Source organism: Pedobacter sp. Leaf170 (genome assembly GCF_920984665.1).
Taxonomy (GTDB): domain Bacteria; phylum Bacteroidota; class Bacteroidia; order Sphingobacteriales; family Sphingobacteriaceae; genus Pedobacter.
Genome location: NZ_CAKLBP010000001.1, coordinates 323,486 through 339,801, shown reverse-complemented (window position 1 = coordinate 339,801; position 16,316 = coordinate 323,486). Strand labels below are relative to the sequence as shown.

At 35.9% G+C, this 16,316-nt stretch carries 15 protein-coding genes and 1 tRNA gene; 11 read left to right on the top strand and 5 right to left on the bottom strand.

Annotated features, from left to right (window positions below):
* Window positions 1–59 precede the first annotated feature (59 nt).
* Window positions 60–2,234 (bottom strand): glutamine synthetase III, encoded by a 2,175-nt coding sequence (locus LUA90_RS01455; RefSeq protein ID WP_231460052.1) that lies wholly within the window; start codon window positions 2,232–2,234, stop codon window positions 60–62.
* Window positions 2,235–2,436: 202 nt separating this feature from the next.
* On the opposite strand from LUA90_RS01455, the gene LUA90_RS01450 reads away from it, so the two are divergent.
* Window positions 2,437–3,276, top strand: a complete 840-nt coding sequence (locus tag LUA90_RS01450; protein WP_231460053.1) for an energy transducer TonB — start codon at window positions 2,437–2,439, stop codon at window positions 3,274–3,276.
* A gap of 1 nt (window position 3,277) precedes the next feature.
* Window positions 3,278–3,646, top strand: a complete 369-nt coding sequence (locus LUA90_RS01445; RefSeq protein WP_231460054.1) for a hypothetical protein — start codon at window positions 3,278–3,280, stop codon at window positions 3,644–3,646.
* A 365-nt stretch (window positions 3,647–4,011) separates the two neighbouring features.
* Here LUA90_RS01445 and purL read toward each other — a convergent pair whose 3' ends face one another.
* Window positions 4,012–7,689 (bottom strand): phosphoribosylformylglycinamidine synthase, encoded by a 3,678-nt coding sequence (gene purL / locus LUA90_RS01440; protein ID WP_231460055.1) that lies wholly within the window; start codon window positions 7,687–7,689, stop codon window positions 4,012–4,014.
* A 173-nt stretch (window positions 7,690–7,862) separates the two neighbouring features.
* Between purL and LUA90_RS01435 the strand changes: the two genes are divergently transcribed.
* The 4 genes from LUA90_RS01435 (at window position 7,863) to fbp (ending at window position 10,894) form a co-directional block, all read left to right on the top strand.
* The gene (locus LUA90_RS01435; protein WP_231489843.1) at window positions 7,863–8,246 is read left to right on the top strand and encodes a VOC family protein; all 384 of its coding nucleotides are present in this window, start codon (window positions 7,863–7,865) and stop codon (window positions 8,244–8,246) included.
* Between the two features lie 291 nt (window positions 8,247–8,537).
* Complete coding sequence (locus tag LUA90_RS01430; protein ID WP_255713396.1) at window positions 8,538–9,254, top strand: tRNA1(Val) (adenine(37)-N6)-methyltransferase; 717 nt, start codon at window positions 8,538–8,540, stop codon at window positions 9,252–9,254.
* Between the two features lie 49 nt (window positions 9,255–9,303).
* Entirely contained in the window at window positions 9,304–9,795 is a 492-nt protein-coding gene (locus LUA90_RS01425) for a metallophosphoesterase (RefSeq protein WP_231460058.1), read from the top strand.
* A 19-nt stretch (window positions 9,796–9,814) separates the two neighbouring features.
* Window positions 9,815–10,894 carry a class 1 fructose-bisphosphatase gene (fbp, locus tag LUA90_RS01420; RefSeq protein ID WP_231460059.1) on the top strand — a complete coding sequence of 360 codons (1,080 nt, stop codon included), beginning with the start codon at window positions 9,815–9,817 and terminating at the stop codon, window positions 10,892–10,894.
* A 1-nt stretch (window position 10,895) separates the two neighbouring features.
* On the opposite strand, the gene rnhA is transcribed toward fbp, so the two are convergent.
* Window positions 10,896–11,369, bottom strand: a complete 474-nt coding sequence (rnhA, locus tag LUA90_RS01415) for a ribonuclease HI (RefSeq protein ID WP_231460060.1) — start codon at window positions 11,367–11,369, stop codon at window positions 10,896–10,898.
* 163 nt (window positions 11,370–11,532) lie between these two features.
* Here rnhA and LUA90_RS01410 point away from each other — a divergent pair.
* Window positions 11,533–11,606, top strand: a tRNA-His gene (locus tag LUA90_RS01410).
* A 49-nt stretch (window positions 11,607–11,655) separates the two neighbouring features.
* Here LUA90_RS01410 and LUA90_RS01405 read toward each other — a convergent pair.
* Window positions 11,656–12,072: a helix-turn-helix domain-containing protein gene (locus tag LUA90_RS01405; protein ID WP_231489842.1), complete on the bottom strand. Its 417-nt coding sequence runs from the start codon at window positions 12,070–12,072 to the stop codon at window positions 11,656–11,658.
* 95 nt (window positions 12,073–12,167) lie between these two features.
* Between LUA90_RS01405 and LUA90_RS01400 the strand changes: the two genes are divergently transcribed.
* The 4 genes from LUA90_RS01400 (at window position 12,168) to LUA90_RS01385 (ending at window position 15,158) form a co-directional block, all read left to right on the top strand.
* Entirely contained in the window at window positions 12,168–12,896 is a 729-nt protein-coding gene (locus LUA90_RS01400) for an SDR family oxidoreductase (RefSeq protein ID WP_231460062.1), read from the top strand.
* A gap of 10 nt (window positions 12,897–12,906) precedes the next feature.
* A complete protein-coding gene (locus LUA90_RS01395) occupies window positions 12,907–13,674 on the top strand; it encodes an SDR family oxidoreductase (protein WP_231489841.1) in 768 nt (255 codons plus the stop codon).
* Window positions 13,675–13,750: 76 nt separating this feature from the next.
* Window positions 13,751–14,752, top strand: a complete 1,002-nt coding sequence (locus LUA90_RS01390; protein ID WP_231460064.1) for an NADP-dependent oxidoreductase — start codon at window positions 13,751–13,753, stop codon at window positions 14,750–14,752.
* A gap of 34 nt (window positions 14,753–14,786) precedes the next feature.
* Window positions 14,787–15,158 (top strand): nuclear transport factor 2 family protein, encoded by a 372-nt coding sequence (locus tag LUA90_RS01385; RefSeq protein ID WP_231460065.1) that lies wholly within the window; start codon window positions 14,787–14,789, stop codon window positions 15,156–15,158.
* Between the two features lie 241 nt (window positions 15,159–15,399).
* Here LUA90_RS01385 and LUA90_RS01380 read toward each other — a convergent pair whose 3' ends face one another.
* Window positions 15,400–16,224 carry a helix-turn-helix domain-containing protein gene (locus tag LUA90_RS01380; protein WP_231460066.1) on the bottom strand — a complete coding sequence of 275 codons (825 nt, stop codon included), beginning with the start codon at window positions 16,222–16,224 and terminating at the stop codon, window positions 15,400–15,402.
* Window positions 16,225–16,316: the final 92 nt, after the last annotated feature.

The window sequence follows — 16,316 nt, the reverse complement described above, 5'->3', positions numbered from 1 at the left end:
AAGGCGTAAAGTTTTACCTTACGCCTTAATCTTTGAGCTTTCAGCTTTGTGCTTGCGGCTTATTTCATGAATAATAATTCTCTGAATTTTGGTAATGGCCAAACGCTGTCATCAACAATTTGCTCCAATTTATCTGCATGGTAACGAATAGTATCGAAGTAAGATTTAACTTTCTCGTCGTAAGCAATTGCTTTTTCGCGAGTATCTTCAATCTTATTGGTCACTTTACGTTCTTCTAACATGGCATCGATATTGGTTTTAACGATATCTAAATGCTCAGATAGTTTCTTAACAATATCCAAAGATGATTTACTATTTACACCAAGTTCTTTTAATCCTTTAACGTTTTCAATTAAAGAATTTTGGTAGGCGATAGCAGCAGGAATAATTGCAGTATTTGCAACTTCACCCATTACACGAGCCTCAATTTGAAGTTTCTTGTAGAAGTTTTCTAACATGATTTCATGGCGGGCATGAATTTCACGTTTGCTGTAAATTCCTGTAGCTTCAAATAAAGTAGCAGATTTTTCTGTTAAATAAGCATCTAAAGCTTTAGGCGTAGTTTTGATGTTTGATAAACCGCGTGTTGCAGCTTCATCTTCCCACTCCTGGCTATAACCGTTTCCTTCAAAACGAATTGATTTAGATTCTTTAATGTATTTTTTGATAACCGTTAATAAAGCGATGTCTTTTTTATCACCTTTCTTAATTAATTTATCAACCTCAGATTTGAATTTAACTAACTGTTCTGCCATTATAGCGTTTAAGATAGTCATTGGTGCTGATGAGTTAGCTGACGAACCCACTGCTCTTAACTCAAATTTGTTACCTGTAAAAGCGAAAGGAGATGTCCGGTTACGGTCGGTATTATCTAATAAAATTTGTGGAATTTTAGGGATACCTAACCAAAGTGCGTTATCTTCTTTAATTTTTTTGCTGATACGTGAGTGCTCAATTTCATCTAAAACATCATTTAATTGAGAACCTAAGAAGATTGAAATAATTGCAGGTGGCGCTTCGTTAGCACCTAAACGGTGATCGTTGCTTACCGATGCAATACTTGCACGTAATAAATCTGCATGCTCGCTAACTGCTTTAATTGTATTTACAAAGAAAGCCAGGAACATTAAGTTGTTTTTAGGCGTTTTGCCCGGTGCTAATAAGTTTTTACCAGTATCAGTAATTAAACTCCAGTTATTGTGTTTACCAGAACCATTAATGCCTGCGTATGGTTTTTCGTGTAATAGAACACGGAAATGGTGACGACGAGCAACTTTTTCCATCAAATCCATCAATAATTGATTGTGATCGATTGCTAAATTGATTTCTTCGTAAATAGGTGCACACTCAAACTGAGAAGGTGCAACCTCATTATGGCGGGTTTTTAAAGGAATACCTAATTTTAAGGCTTCATTTTCGAAATCTACCATGTAAGTGAATACACGCTCAGGAATTGAACCAAAATAGTGATCTTCTAATTGCTGACCTTTAGCGGACATGTGTCCGAATAAAGCACGACCAGTTAATAATAAATCCGGACGGGCGTTAAATAAAGATTCATCAACCAGGAAATATTCTTGTTCGATACCTAATGACGCATTTACTTTAGTAATGCTTTTATCGAAATATTGGCAAACATCAACAGCAGCTTTATCTAATGCAGCTAATGCTTTTAATAAAGGTGCTTTATAATCTAATGCTTCGCCTGTGTAAGAAACAAATACGGTAGGGATGCAAAGTGTTTTACCAGCTTTGCTTTCCATGATAAAAGCCGGAGATGATGGATCCCAAGCTGTGTAACCACGAGCCTCGAAAGTATTACGGATACCTCCGTTAGGGAAACTAGATGCATCTGGCTCTTGTTGAACTAATGCGCTACCAGCAAATTTCTCGATAGCACCTTCGCCACTTGGCTCAAAAAATGAATCGTGTTTTTCTGCAGTAGTACCTGTTAAAGGCTGGAACCAGTGTGTGTAGTGAGTTGCTCCTGCGCTCATTGCCCAAGCTTTCATAGCTGTTGCAATGTGGTTTGCATCCTCAGTATTGATTAATTCACCTTGGTTGATAGATGAAATTAATTTTTCGTACACGTCTTTAGATAAGAAATCTCTCATTTTTTTCTTATCAAATACATTAGCGCCAAAAAAGTCAGAAATTTTTGTAGATGGTGATTTAACTTCTGGTGAAATTCTGTTTTGAGCCTCTTTTAATGCGATGGTTCTTAAGCTTTTCATTAATTCGTTATGTTTTTTGTCAAAAATAGTATATTTTATTAATTTTTATGAAACAATTGTAAGAAATATCTCAATTTTATCGAAAATGAAATATGAAAATGATTTTGTTCTTTAAAATTTCATTTTTAGCAAATAATATAGATTTTTTAAAGTTTTATGGAATTGATGATTTAATTACATCATGGTATAAAACTCAAAAACTATGTTTAACTCATCATTTAACATTTACAAAACCGAGTGGCTCGATCTTGTATTTTCTGGAAGAAACAAAAACTATGGCGCTTACGCATTAAGGGCACAATCTTCATCAATTTTAACTAAATCTTTATTTGTTGCCGGTGGTGTGTTTATACTATTAAGTGTTGCGCCTTTAATTTATAGCAGATTAAATCCTGCTGAAGTTGTTGACACAGGCGTTCAGGTGAGCATACCTGATGATAAGATTTTTAAAATTGAAGAGCCTAAACCTGAGAAAAAGGAGGAAATTAAGAAAGAAGAACCTGTAAAAGTGAAAAGCATTAATATGCCCTCGAAAATTGAAGTGGTAAATGATGCGATTGCAAAACCTGCGCCTACAATTGATGATACTAAAGATGCAGTTATAAGTAACATTACTCAGAATGGTGAAATAAATCCAAACATTGTTTTGCCAGCTAAAGTTGATGAAGGTAATGGCAATGGTAGCAAAGTTGGTGAAGGCGATAAGCCTAGCGGTAATGAAATTACAGATGTTTCTGGTGTAGATGAATATCCGGAATTTGAAGGTGGAATGAAAGCCTGGGCGAAATACATACAACGTAATTTAAGGTATCCTTACCAAGCGCAAGAAGCCGGAACACAAGGTAAAGTTTTTATAAGTTTTGTTGTAGAAAAAGATGGTTCGATTACAAATGTTAATCTGGTTAGAGGTATTGGTTTCGGTTGCGATGAGGAAGCTTTAAAAGTAATCAAGAAATCACCAGCATGGAAAGCGGGTAAAAATAAAGGCAATCCCGTTCGTGTTCGCTTCAACTTGCCTATAACTTTTACCTTAAATAATTAAAATGCTACCTATTAAAAATTTATTGATTGTTTTACTAGGCCTGATTTTTACCTTTCAACTAAAAGCTGCTGATGTTCTTGCCTCAGATACCAGCCAATCGTACAGCATTGAACTAGCTCAAAAAGACATCAGCAGAGGAAACATAAAGTTTTTAATTTGGAGTGGCATAGCTTCAAAACATTATGAAGGTGATAAGCCCTTCGAGAAAAAGTATAATGTTAACTATTATCAGTTTGGATGTGTTTTGCCCTTAAATATTAGTTTAGCCGCTTATAATAAAGTTGTGGCCAATTATCTGGACGCTAAATATGGCAAAGCCTGGCGAAAAGACGTTAGAAAAGATGTGATTTTGGAAGATGGAAGGATGTAAGATGGAAAATGTGGAATGGAAGGTGTTGGATGGATGATGTAGGATGGGTGAGGTGAAATGGATGATGTTGAACAGAGCATAAATCTGAACGGCTTGGTTTGAAGTTTTTAGGATTTGTAAAATCCTGTTTTATTATGTGTTCGACATGCCTTTCGGAACATGTCGAACAGCTTTAAAAAATGTAGAATGGAAGATGTTGGATGGAAAATGTGGAATGGAAGATGTTGGATTGATGAAATTGGAGATAGCATAAAACAACACGGCTTGAGCATTTGCTCAAGCCGTGTTGTTAAAAGTATTATATGTGTTTTGGTAAAATGGATGAGGGAAAGAATTCCATTATCCATCTCACATCATCCATCATTTTACTTGTTTTCAATCCATTTTCTGGCGTTTACAAAAGCCTCCATCCATGGAGAAACTTCTTCTTTTCTGCCTGCCGGATAATTTGCCCAGTGCCACTGAAATAGTGAGCGTTCAATGTGTGGCATCATTACCAAATGGCGGCCAGTTTCATCGCACATCATTGCTGTATTGTAATCAGAGCCATTCGGGCTAGCCGGATATTGCTCATACGCATATTTAGATACAATCTGATATTTATCTTCTGCATAAGGCAGGCTGAATTTTCCTTCGCCATGCGATACCCAAACGCCCAAAGTTGCACCTTCTAAAGTAGAAAGCATTACCGATTTGTTTTTAGCTATTGTTAAAGAGGTAAAAATACTTTCGTGCTTATGACTTTCATTATGCAGCATTTTTGGTTTTTCTGCATGGTCTTTATTTATCAAGCCAAGCTCAATAAATAACTGGCAACCGTTGCAAATCCCTACAGAAAGTGTATCAGCTCTGCTGAAGAATTTTTCTAATGCGATTCTGGCTTTGTCATTGTACATAAATGCTCCAGCCCAACCTTTCGCCGAACCTAAAACATCAGAGTTTGAGAAACCGCCAACTGCACCAATAAATTGAATGTCTTCTAAAGTTTCACGTCCGCTAATTAAATCCGTCATGTGTACATCCTTAACATCAAATCCTGCAAGGTACATTGCATTTGCTAATTCACGCTCAGAGTTACTTCCTTTTTCACGGATAATAGCCGCTTTTGGTCGTGGTTTGTTATTGTCAATTAAAGGTTTTTTACCATCAAACTGTGCAGGGAAGTTGTATTTTAAAGGCTGATTTTTATAATTATCAAAACGTTCTTTAGCCTTAACATCGCCGCTTTGCTTTATATCTAATAAGTAAGAAGTTTTGAACCAGGTATCACGTAATTCAGAAATATTAAATTTGTAATCTACATCTGCGTGATTTATGGTCAACGTATTTCCATTTATCGGATTTCCAATATTGTAGAATTCTACACCATTTGCCTTCAAAATTTCTTCAGCGGAAGCATCTGCCTGAAAAACGATACCAATATTTTCAGCAAATAAAACTTTAATTAAGTCGGCCTCTTTCAGGGCAGATAAATCAATTTTTGCAGCCAGGTCAATATCCGCAAAACACATCTCCAGTAAGGTGGTAATTAAACCACCGCTACCTATATCATGGCCGGCTTGAATTTTTCCTTCTTTAATTAGTTGCTGTATTGTATTAAAAGTTGTTTTGAAAGCCTCAGCGTTTTTAATATCCGGTGTTTCTGTTCCAACCTTGTTTAAAATCTGTGCGAAAGAAGAACCGCCTAATTTGTAGCCATCATTAGAAAGGTTGATATAATAAATTGAGCCACCATCTTTTTTCAGAACGGGTTCAACAACATTAGTAATATCATCGCAATTTCCGCCAGCAGAAATAATAACCGTACCCGGAGCAATTACATCACCATCTTTATATTTTTGCTTCATCGAAAGCGAATCTTTTCCTGTAGGGATATTGATGCCTAGGTCTATAGCAAAATCCGAGCAAGCCTTAACCGCATTGTACAAACGAGCATCTTCACCTTCATTTTTACAAGCCCACATCCAGTTTGCAGAAAGTGAAACACTTTTTAAACCATCTTTAAGTGGAGCCCATACAATGTTGGAAAGCGATTCTGCGATTGCATTTCTACTTCCTGCTGCCGGGTCAATTAATGCTGAAATTGGTGCATGTCCTACTGATGTTGCAATACCTTCTTTTCCAAGAAAATCTAAAGCCATTACACCGCAGTTGTTTAGGGGCAATTGCAGCGGACCAGCATTCTGCTGTTTAGCCACACGACCACCAACACATCTATCAACTTTGTTGGTTAACCAATCTTTACATGCCACGGCTTCTAACTGAAGTACCTGATTAAGATAATCATTCAGTTTATCTGCCTGGTAGCTTAGTTCTTCATATTTTCTATCGATAGTTTTATCTTCCATTACCACCTTTGGTGAGCTGCCAAACATGTCTTTCAGTTCAAAATCCATAGGTTTTGCACCTGTAGTTTCCGATTTGAATGTAAAACGATGATTACCTGTTACTTTACCAACTGTATACATTGGAGCACGTTCTCTATCCGCAATCTTCTGGAGGGTTTCGATATTTTCGTTACTAATGACCAATCCCATGCGTTCCTGAGATTCGTTACCAATAATTTCTTTGGCGGAAAGGGTAGGGTCGCCAACCGGAAGTTTATCCAGGTTGATTAATCCACCTGTTTCTTCAACCAATTCAGATAAACAATTTAAATGTCCGCCAGCACCATGATCATGTATAGATATGATCGTGTTGTGCTCACTTTCTACCATGCCTCGAACTGCATTTGCAGCTCTTTTTTGCATTTCGGGGTTTGAGCGTTGGATAGCATTTAATTCAATGCCCGTTCCAAATGCGCCTGTATCTGCAGATGATACCGCAGCACCGCCCATCCCGATTCTATAATTTTCTCCACCTAAAACAACAATATTATCGCCTTCTTGCGGTTTTTGTTTTTTAGCCTGACTTGCCTTACCATATCCAACACCGCCGGCAAGCATAATCACCTTATCAAAACCTAACTTTCTGCTTGTCATGCTGAGCTTGTCGAAGTGCTCATGTTCGAAAGTTAAAACAGAACCCGTAATAAGTGGCTGACCGAATTTATTTCCAAAATCAGTTGCACCATTAGAGGCTTTAATTAAAATATCCATTGGCTTTTGATAAAGCCATGCTCTTTCTTCAACACCTTTTTCCCAATCGCGATTTTCTTCTAAACGGGAAAGTGCTGTCATGTAAACTGCAGTTCCTGCCAAAGGTAATGAACCTTGTCCGCCAGCTAACCTGTCTCTAATTTCACCACCAGAACCTGTAGCGGCACCATTAAAAGGCTCTACAGTTGTTGGGAAATTATGCGTTTCTGCTTTTATAGAAATTACCGATTCGAAATTGCTCGTTTCATAATAATCGGGCACATCGGCACGTTTTGGTGCAAATTGCTGTACAAGCGGACCTTTAATAAAAGCTACGTTATCTTTATATGCCGAAACAATATCGTTCGGATTTTCTTCTGATGTTTTACGGATAAGTTTGAATAATGATGTTGGTTTTTCTTCACCATCGATAACAAAGGTTCCGTTAAATATTTTGTGGCGGCAATGCTCCGAATTTACCTGAGAAAAGCCAAAAACTTCAGAATCTGTTAAGGGTCTTTCTAACCTTGTTGCAAGCTCAGTTAGGTAATTAACTTCATCATCGCTTAAAGATAAACCTTCATGTTTATTAAATGCGGCAATGTCAGTAATCTCTAAAATTGGCTCAGGTTTAATATTGATGGTGTAAACCTCTTGATTAAGTCCATCATACTTTTGTGAAAGCATTGGGTCGAAAGCCGTAAAATCTTCTTCAACCTTTTTAAATTCTTCTATTCTTATTATCCCATGGATGTCCATATTTTGGGTAATTTCAACCGCATTAGTACTCCATGGGGTTATCATTGCAGCCCTTGGGCCAACAAAAAAACCGCTTAGCGCAGTTTCATTTTGTAGCTTGGCGTTGCCAAATAACCATTCAAGTTTAGTAATATCAGTTGAAGATATGGGATGGTCTGTCTGTAAAACAAAAACCGTATCGGATTGATTTAAGAAGAAATGAATCATGCTTTTTTTTTGAAGATGCAAATTTAGCTTTTTTAAGTGAAAAAGGTTAAGGTTTTCGGTTTATTCGTAATGCTTTTTAGCTGTTGAAAATTGAGAGGTTGAAATGTTAGAAAGTTAGTGGATATTTGAGGCATCTAATCGTAATCCGAAAATCTAAAATCGTAATTTAAAACATGTTTAATCGTATTCATCATATCGCCATTATCTGTTCTGATTATCAAAAATCGAAAGATTTTTACGTTAATAAATTAGGTTTAAAAGTTATTAGTGAGTTTTACCGGGCTGAACGAAAATCTTATAAGTTAGATTTGGCTGTAAATGAACTTTATCAGATTGAATTATTTTCTTTTGAAAATCCACCCGAAAGACCATCCCGACCAGAAGCTTTAGGTTTGCGTCATTTAGCTTTTGAAGTGGATGATGTTGAGCTTGAGGCAGGGCGTTTAAATCGGCTGAATATTGCAACAGAGCCCATTAGTATTGACGAACTTACAAATAAGAGGTTTACTTTTTTTACCGATCCGGATGGCTTACCTTTAGAAATTTACGAAAAGTAATAATACAAAATAGCCAACAATTTTGTTGTTGGCTATTTAGATACCGATCGAGTATTAATTACTTTAACAATTCAAAGCCCGGTCGAAACGCGATTCATTCAAATTGCTAATACAAACTTATGTTATGATTATTAATTTGTAAAACAAACGTTTGATTTATTTATTAACAGCTTTCTGAAATGAAAGATTAAATAAGTTTATTTATTTATAATTAATTGACTTTTAGTGTTTTGTATATTTTTACAATGTTGATAATCGAAGATTTGTGTTGTTGTTTTAAGTTTAAATATTTTGGATAAAGAAAATAAGCAGATTTTTAAGTTTAAAAAATTTGATGTTGATCAAACCAATTGCGCTATGAAAATTAATACTGATGGCGTGTTGATTGCGGCAATGGTTAAGCATAATGAGCCGAAATATGTGTTAGATATTGGTACCGGTACTGGTGTAATAGCTATGATGCTGGCACAGCGTTTTCCTAATGCACAAGTCCATGCAGTTGAAATTGATAAAGATGCCTCCGAAACGGCTAATAAAAATTTTAGAAATTCTAGTTTTAATAGCCGGCTTTTTTGTCATCATACAACAATAGAAACATTCCAATCCCCTCAAAAATTCGATTTGATTGTTTCCAATCCGCCTTTCTTTATTAACGATTTAAAAAATGAGGAGCAGCGTAAAGGCTTAGCCCGACATGCAAGTGTTGATTTTTTCGAGATGCTGGTGCAAAAGTCTGCTCATCTTCTAAATAAAAACGGAAAAGTCTGTTTTATTTTACCGGTAAAGCAGGCAAAACTTGTTGAAGAAATTGCAAGGAAATATCACTTGAAAGTTAGCGAGCAGGTTAATCTTCATTCTGATAGCACTAAGAAAACTTTTAGAGTAATAATCAGTTTAACATTTGGAATTGAGGAACTAAACATTAAAGCGTTTTACATCTACAAAAGTTATAAAGAACATACTGATGAGTATAAGGAATTATTGAAGGATTTCTTTCTTGCCTTCTGATTTTGTTTATTCGAAAAATGACTTATTATAAAAACTATCAATATAATTAATGAAAAAAATTGGGCTAATTTCTGATACGCATGGCTATTTGGATGATGCGGTTTATAAACATTTTGATGCTGTAGATGAAATCTGGCATGCAGGCGATTTCGGTCCGAATGTTGCCGAGCCCCTTGCTGCATTTAAACCCCTTAAAGGTGTGTTTGGAAATATTGATGATGCGCTAATCAGATCGGCCTTTCCTGAGCAAAACAGGTTCAGCTGCGAAGGAATAAACGTCTTAATGACGCATATAGGCGGATATCCAGGTAAATATTCATCATATATAAAAGAAGAAATATACACTAACCCGCCTAAATTATTCATTGCCGGGCACTCCCATATTTTGAAGGTAATATATGATGAAAAGTTAAAATGTTTGCATATAAACCCCGGAGCAGCTGGTAAACATGGCTGGCATAAAGTAAGAACTTTGATTCGTTTTAGTGTAACTGAAGAAAATATTCATACCTTAGAGGTTATAGAGTTATCAGGTAGATAATGTAGAAAGTACACTAAGTATGGTTTGTGGCGTTAAAACACTCGGTCAATTTATCATTGAAAAACAATCAGATTTTCCTTATGCCAAGGGAGAATTATCAAGGCTTTTGAGGGATATCGGTATCGCTTCCAAAATTGTAAACCGCGAAGTAAATAAAGCAGGTTTAGTTGATATATTGGGAGATATGGGTACAACAAATATCCAGGGTGAAGAACAGAAAAAATTAGATGTTTATGCAAACGAGCAATTTATAGCTGCTTTAACTAGTGGTGGAGAATGTTGTATTGTAGCTACAGAAGAAGAGGATGAAATTATTCATATAGAATCTCCGGTTTCTCAGAATGCAAAATACATTGTTTGTATCGATCCGCTTGATGGTTCATCAAATACTGATGTAAATGTGGCCGTAGGAACCATATTTTCTATCTACCGCAGGAAAACGATTGATGGTAGAGCAGTTTTAGAAGATGTTTTGCAGAAAGGAACTCAACAAGTGGCAGCAGGTTATGTTATTTACGGCTCATCAACTATGTTAGTTTATACAACCGGGAAAGGTGTTAATGGCTTTACTTTAGATCCGTCAATCGGCGAATTTTGTTTATCGCACCCAAATATGCGTATCCCTGAATGCGGATATATGTATTCTGTTAACGAAGGGAATTACGGCCATTTTCCTGATGGTGTAAAAAAATACATTAAGTATTGCCAGGTAGAAGATGAAAGCACCAAAAGGCCATATACATCGAGGTATATTGGCTCTATGGTTGGAGATATTCACAGAAATTTAATAAAAGGTGGTATTTACATTTACCCAACTACCTCACGCTCTCCAAATGGTAAGCTTAGGTTGCTTTACGAATGTAACCCAATGGCCTTAATAATTGAACAGGCAGGAGGGAAGGCTACCACAGGTTTTGAAAGGATTCTTGATATTGAACCAACGGAATTGCATCAAAGGGTTCCGATATTTATAGGCTCTAAAAAAATGGTTGAAAAAGCCGAAGAAATGATGTTAATGTATACTGAAAAATCACCTGCAGAAAATAAAGTTGCTGATGCAAAGCTTAACGACTTGGGTGTAGTTGGTGGTATTGACTAATTTAAAGTAGCGTAGGTTTATTTTTTTCCGCTTCAAAAAAAGTATCAATTGCCAAATTTTGCTTATCATGTGATGCAGCTACAGCTAGCCGGTCGCAACGCTCATTTTCTGGATGGTCGTTGTGGCCCTTTATCCAAACAAACTTTACCTTGTGCAGTTTATAAAGTTCTAAAAATCGAAGCCAAAGGTCTTTATTTTTTTTATCCTTGAAATTTTTGGTTACCCAGCCAAATACCCACTTTTTTTCAACTGCATCTACCACATATTTAGAATCTGAATAAACAGTTACTTGCTGATTAAGACTTTTCAGTGCTTCAAGACCTTTAATTACCGCCAGTAATTCCATACGGTTATTGGTGGTCATCCTGAAACCACCGCTTAGTTCTTTATAATGTTGTCCTGCTCTTAAAATGGTTCCATAACCACCCGGACCAGGGTTTCCGCTTGCCGCACCGTCTGTATAAATTTCAATCATAAACAGTATAAAGGTAGGTTTTTAGCTTTTAAAAGTATTATTTAACAATATTTTAAAATTAAATTAATTGAGTAATAGGTGTTTAATTAAAGCAATTAAATCTTTGGAAAAAAATATTTGCAAGGAATATTATAATTTGTACTTTTGTGACACTAAAAACACGGTGGTTGTAGCTCAGTTGGTTAGAGTATTGGTTTGTGGTGCCGAGGGTCGTGGGTTCGAGCCCCATCAGCCACCCCGAAATTTTTAAAGCAGTTCTTTTTTAGAACTGCTTTTTTTGTATCAACTATTTTGGTTGTTCTTGCATGCTGGCAATAGCTTCTTCTATAAAACCTTGTTTATCTCTTTTTACCGCTTCCACCATTTTTTTTCGTTCTGCCGGTAGCGTGAAATATTTATCCGCCCATAAATTTATTTCAACCATAAGGGGGAATAAATCAATTCCTTTTTGGCTCAGTTTATATAAAACTTTAGCCTTACTATCAGGATGCTCCTGCTTTAAAATCACCTCATTATCTTCCAGCATTTGTAATCTTGATGCTAAAATATTAGTTGCTATTTTTTCCTCTGATTTTAGAAAATCGCCATAAGTACACGCTTTTAGGAGCATCAAATCCCTAACAATTAATAAAGACCACTTATCTCCCCATATATCTAAAGAGCTGCTTATTGGGCATTCAGAACGCTTTTTTAAATTTTTCATAAAATAAATTAAAAAATTACTTGCAAAATGAAAGTTGTTTTTATATTTGCACTTGCAAAACGCAAGCAAATTTACGAAATTAAATTATACATACAATGAAAACATCAGGAAATACCATATTTATAAGTGGCGGAAGTGCAGGGATAGGATTGGCAATTGCTAAAAAATTAAGTGCTGCGGGTAATCAAGTTATTATAAATGGCAGGAGTAAAGAACGACTTCAAAGCGCTTTAAAAGAATTAGAAAATGGTGTTGCCATTCAGGGAGATTTAGCTTTACCATCAGATAGAATTCGCATTGCGGAAGAATTAAAAACGAATCATCCTTCATTAAATGTTATCATAAATAATGCAGGGGCAGCTTTTATGAATGATTTGAGCGATAAGAATAACAAGGCTGCTGATAAGGCTTATCATGAAATGAATACAAATTATATTAGTGTAATCGATTTTACAGCGCTCACTTTACCTTTACTTTTGCAACAGGAAGAAGCGGCTGTTGTTAACGTTTCTTCAATAGCCGTATTCAGGTCGAATAAGTATTTGCCAACTTACTCTGCCAGCAAAGCTGCCTTGCATAGTTATACGCAAGGGTTAAGAGATACTTTCGCTGCTAACGAAAAGCTTAATGTATATGAAGTTTATCCACCATTGGTTAATACAGATTTCTCGGCAGAAATTGGCGGTGCAAATGGAATTCCTCCATCAGAAGTAGCCGATGAGCTATTTATAGCCTTCGCAAATAACCAATTTGAAGTTCCGGTTGGTAATACCAAAAAAATACACGAGTTAGTAGTTCCGGTTACCGAAAATGTGCCTCATTAATTTTTAAAAAATGAATTTAAAAGGAAAAACAATTCTTATTACCGGTGGAGGTTCAGGTATAGGATTAGAAGCTGCAAAACAATTTTTAAAGCTCGGAAATAAGGTAATTATCACTGGAAGAAATTTGGATAAATTAGCTGCTGCAAAGAATTTGTATCCAGAGTTAACGATTATCCAAAGTGATGCCTCAAATGAGCAAGATGCAAATCAGCTTTACAAAAAAGTAGAGGCTTTAGGCGGTATCGATATTTTGTATCATAATGCCGGGATTATGATTCCATCGACTAACCTGGGCAACCCCAATGAAAAACATTTAGAGGGTGCTATGCATGAAATGGATGTTAATTACTATGGTGTTATCAGGCTGAATAATCTATTTTTAGATATGTTAAAATCAAGACCAGAAGCGGCCATCATTCACACCACTTCCATTTTAAGTATAATTCCATCCGCAGTTGAAGCAACGTATTCTGCATCAAAAGTGGCATTGGCATTCTACACCATCTCACTTCGCAAACATTTACAGGTTCTAAATAGCAGCGTTAAAGTTTTTGAACTTTTGCCGCCCTTGGTAGATACTGATATGGTTGCAGATAGAGACGATAAAAAAATCAGTCCGCAGGAATTGATAAATGGCTTGCTCGAAGGAATTAAAAAAGATGTGCTAACCATCCGTGTTGGCGATAGTAAAGCAGTTTACCTAATCAATAAAATGTTGCCAAAATTTGCTTATGGATTGATAAACAAAAAGAAAGCAGATAAACTATTGCTTCTGTAATTCATATAAAAAAGTCGGAGCGAATTTATCTTAATTTGTTTTCCTGAACCCAGTTTAACTCTATTAAAAAAAAATAATGAAAGCATATACCCTTAACCGATATAGTAAAACTGAGCCTTTAAATTTTGGCGAGGTTGCCAAACCTACAGTAAAGCCAAATGAGGTTTTAATAGAAATCCACTCAGCCGGTATCAATCAGCTGGATGCCAAAATAAAAACCGGCGAATTTAAAATGATGCTGAAGTATAAAATGCCACTAATTTTAGGGCACGATGTGGCCGGTGTTGTTACTGAAGTTGGTTCTAATGTAAAAAGATTCAAAATAGGTGATGAAGTGTATAGTCGTCCGGCAGATTACAACATTGGAGGTTTTGCAGAATTTATAGCGGTTGATGAAAGTGATGTTGCACTAAAACCAAAAAACATTTCGATGGATGAAGCTGCATCTCTGCCATTAGTTGCACTCACGGTATGGCAAGCTTTTTTTGAGAAAGGAAATTTGAAAAAAGGTCAAAAAGTTTTTATCCAGGCTGGCTCTGGTGGGGTAGGTACAATTGCTATTCAATTGGCTAAACATTTGGGAGCTTTCGTTGCCACTACAACCAGTAAAGGTAATTTTGAACTGGTTAAAAATCTCGGTGCAGATGTTGCAATTGATTACAAGAGCCAGGATTTTGAAAATGAATTGAAAGATTATGATTTGGTACTAAACAGTCAGGATGCAAAAACACTTGAAAAATCAATACGTATTCTAAAGCGTGGTGGTAAAGCGGTTTCTATTTCGGGTCCGCCAGACCCCAGTTTTGCTAAAGAAATGGGCTTGTCATGGTTTTTAAAATTTGTGTTTAATCTTATTAGTAAGAAAGTGCGTAACCAGGCTAAAAAAGCAGGCATCACTTACAATTTTCTTTTTATGAAGGCAAGCGGAAAACAGTTAGCTGAGGTTACTAAATTGGTTGAAGCAGGTGCTTTAAAGCCTGTTTTAGATAAAGTATTTAGGTTTAAGGAACTGAATGATGCGCTGGATTATGTGAATAGTGGTAGGGCTAAAGGAAAAGTGGTGGTTCGGGTGAAATAGTTAGAAAATATTTAAACGTAACAATTAATAAAATATGAGTAATAAGGAATTAGTATTAGAAGCCGTGACAGCAGTATTCAGCAATAGAAATATAGATGCTATCGACCAATATTTTAGCAATAATTATATACAGCATAACCCCTTTATGCCCAATGGTACTGAAGGGTTGAAACAATTAATTCCTACTTTACCGCCCGACTTTAATTACGAGCCAGCTACGATTGCTGAAAGTGGAGATATTGTAATGGTTCATGGGCGGTTCGCTAACTGGTTTGGAAAAAACTACATTGCTGTTGATATTTTTAAAGTAAAAGATGGAAAGTTGGTAGAGCATTGGGATGTAATGCAGGAAGAAGTGCCGGCAGAAAAAAGTGTTAGCGGCAACGCTATGTTCCCGATTGTTTGATAGGCGGTTTATTAAGTTATGTAATCGATTTGATATAGCGAACATGATTAAAAAAATTGATGTGCTTGAGAGATAATAACAAAGGATTGGAAACACAGGCAATTGGTTTGTTATTCAATCCTTTAATTACTTTATAGGTATATTCAGTTTGCAATAGAATCTGTTACCTTTTTAATGCATATATGCAATTAAAAAGGTATAATTCATAAATTCAACTTATCACAAAATAAGAGATAATATTTTATATCCGCTCTCTATATTCTTTTGGCGTAATACCAAGTAATTTCTTAACATACCTTGTAAAAAACGAACGGCTCGAAAATTCCATTTCATCGGCAATTTCGGAGATATTAAAATCTTTGTTTTGAAGTAAAATCAATATCCTTTCTTTAACGTGACGCTGTATCCATTCTGATGCTGTAATGCTTGAATGGATTTTGCAAAGGTGATTGAGATATTTGGGCGTAATGTTCAGCACATTGCTGTAAAACTGTACTTCCCGTTCTGTGAGACAATGTTGCGGCAACAGATTAATAAATTGCTGGTATAGTGTTCCCGTTTGCAAACTGTGGCGGCGTTGCTCGTACTCGTTTGCAAAAGTGTGCCACATTTCCAAAATGAAAATTCGCATTTGTAGATTCAGCATTTCATCGTAAAAGCGGTGCTTCATTTCATTAAAACGCTGGTTCATCCAATTAAAATTATTCAGAATTCGCTCTTTTTCTTCAATAGTTGCAATATTTTTTACTGGAAAAACCCTTGAGTGTAACTGTGCATTGATGCTCCAACCTTGATCTGGAATATTATTAATTAGAAAATCTTTTTCTACCAACAATACACTGGCTTTAAATCCTTTACTGCTCCATATTTGCGATAACCGGCTTTCGGCAAACCAAAACAAAAACTGTCTGGCTTTACAGGTCATTGGCGTTTCATTGAACAAAAATTTGATACTCCCGCGATGGCAGTACAAATGCGTATGATACTGTTTAAGAATGCTTTCAGTAAAAGCCGTAACGCCATTAATTTCAAGAAAAATGATTTTAGGAAGCGTATTTTTCTGCATCGTAAATATTTGTTCTCAAAAATACGTGATATTTGACATTTTCAGCGAGATAAATGTAACAAAACACACTTGTTATCAGGCTAACTTTGTCT

Bases quoted from the DNA above. Each gene is read 5' to 3' on its own strand.
- LUA90_RS01395 (WP_231489841.1), top strand. From the start codon at position 12,907: ATGAATTTAAAAGGAAAAACAATTCTTATTACCGGTGGAGGTTCAGGT.
- LUA90_RS01385 (WP_231460065.1), top strand. From the start codon at position 14,787: ATGAGTAATAAGGAATTAGTATTAGAAGCCGTGACAGCAGTATTCAGC.
- LUA90_RS01405 (WP_231489842.1), bottom strand. From the start codon at position 12,072: ATGAAAAATTTAAAAAAGCGTTCTGAATGCCCAATAAGCAGCTCTTTA.
- LUA90_RS01450 (WP_231460053.1), top strand. From the start codon at position 2,437: ATGTTTAACTCATCATTTAACATTTACAAAACCGAGTGGCTCGATCTT.
- LUA90_RS01380 (WP_231460066.1), bottom strand. From the start codon at position 16,224: ATGCAGAAAAATACGCTTCCTAAAATCATTTTTCTTGAAATTAATGGC.
- LUA90_RS01390 (WP_231460064.1), top strand. From the start codon at position 13,751: ATGAAAGCATATACCCTTAACCGATATAGTAAAACTGAGCCTTTAAAT.
- LUA90_RS01455 (WP_231460052.1), bottom strand. From the start codon at position 2,234: ATGAAAAGCTTAAGAACCATCGCATTAAAAGAGGCTCAAAACAGAATT.
- fbp (WP_231460059.1), top strand. From the start codon at position 9,815: ATGGTTTGTGGCGTTAAAACACTCGGTCAATTTATCATTGAAAAACAA.
- rnhA (WP_231460060.1), bottom strand. From the start codon at position 11,369: ATGATTGAAATTTATACAGACGGTGCGGCAAGCGGAAACCCTGGTCCG.
- LUA90_RS01435 (WP_231489843.1), top strand. From the start codon at position 7,863: ATGTTTAATCGTATTCATCATATCGCCATTATCTGTTCTGATTATCAA.
- LUA90_RS01445 (WP_231460054.1), top strand. From the start codon at position 3,278: ATGCTACCTATTAAAAATTTATTGATTGTTTTACTAGGCCTGATTTTT.
- LUA90_RS01425 (WP_231460058.1), top strand. From the start codon at position 9,304: ATGAAAAAAATTGGGCTAATTTCTGATACGCATGGCTATTTGGATGAT.
- LUA90_RS01400 (WP_231460062.1), top strand. From the start codon at position 12,168: ATGAAAACATCAGGAAATACCATATTTATAAGTGGCGGAAGTGCAGGG.
- purL (WP_231460055.1), bottom strand. From the start codon at position 7,689: ATGATTCATTTCTTCTTAAATCAATCCGATACGGTTTTTGTTTTACAG.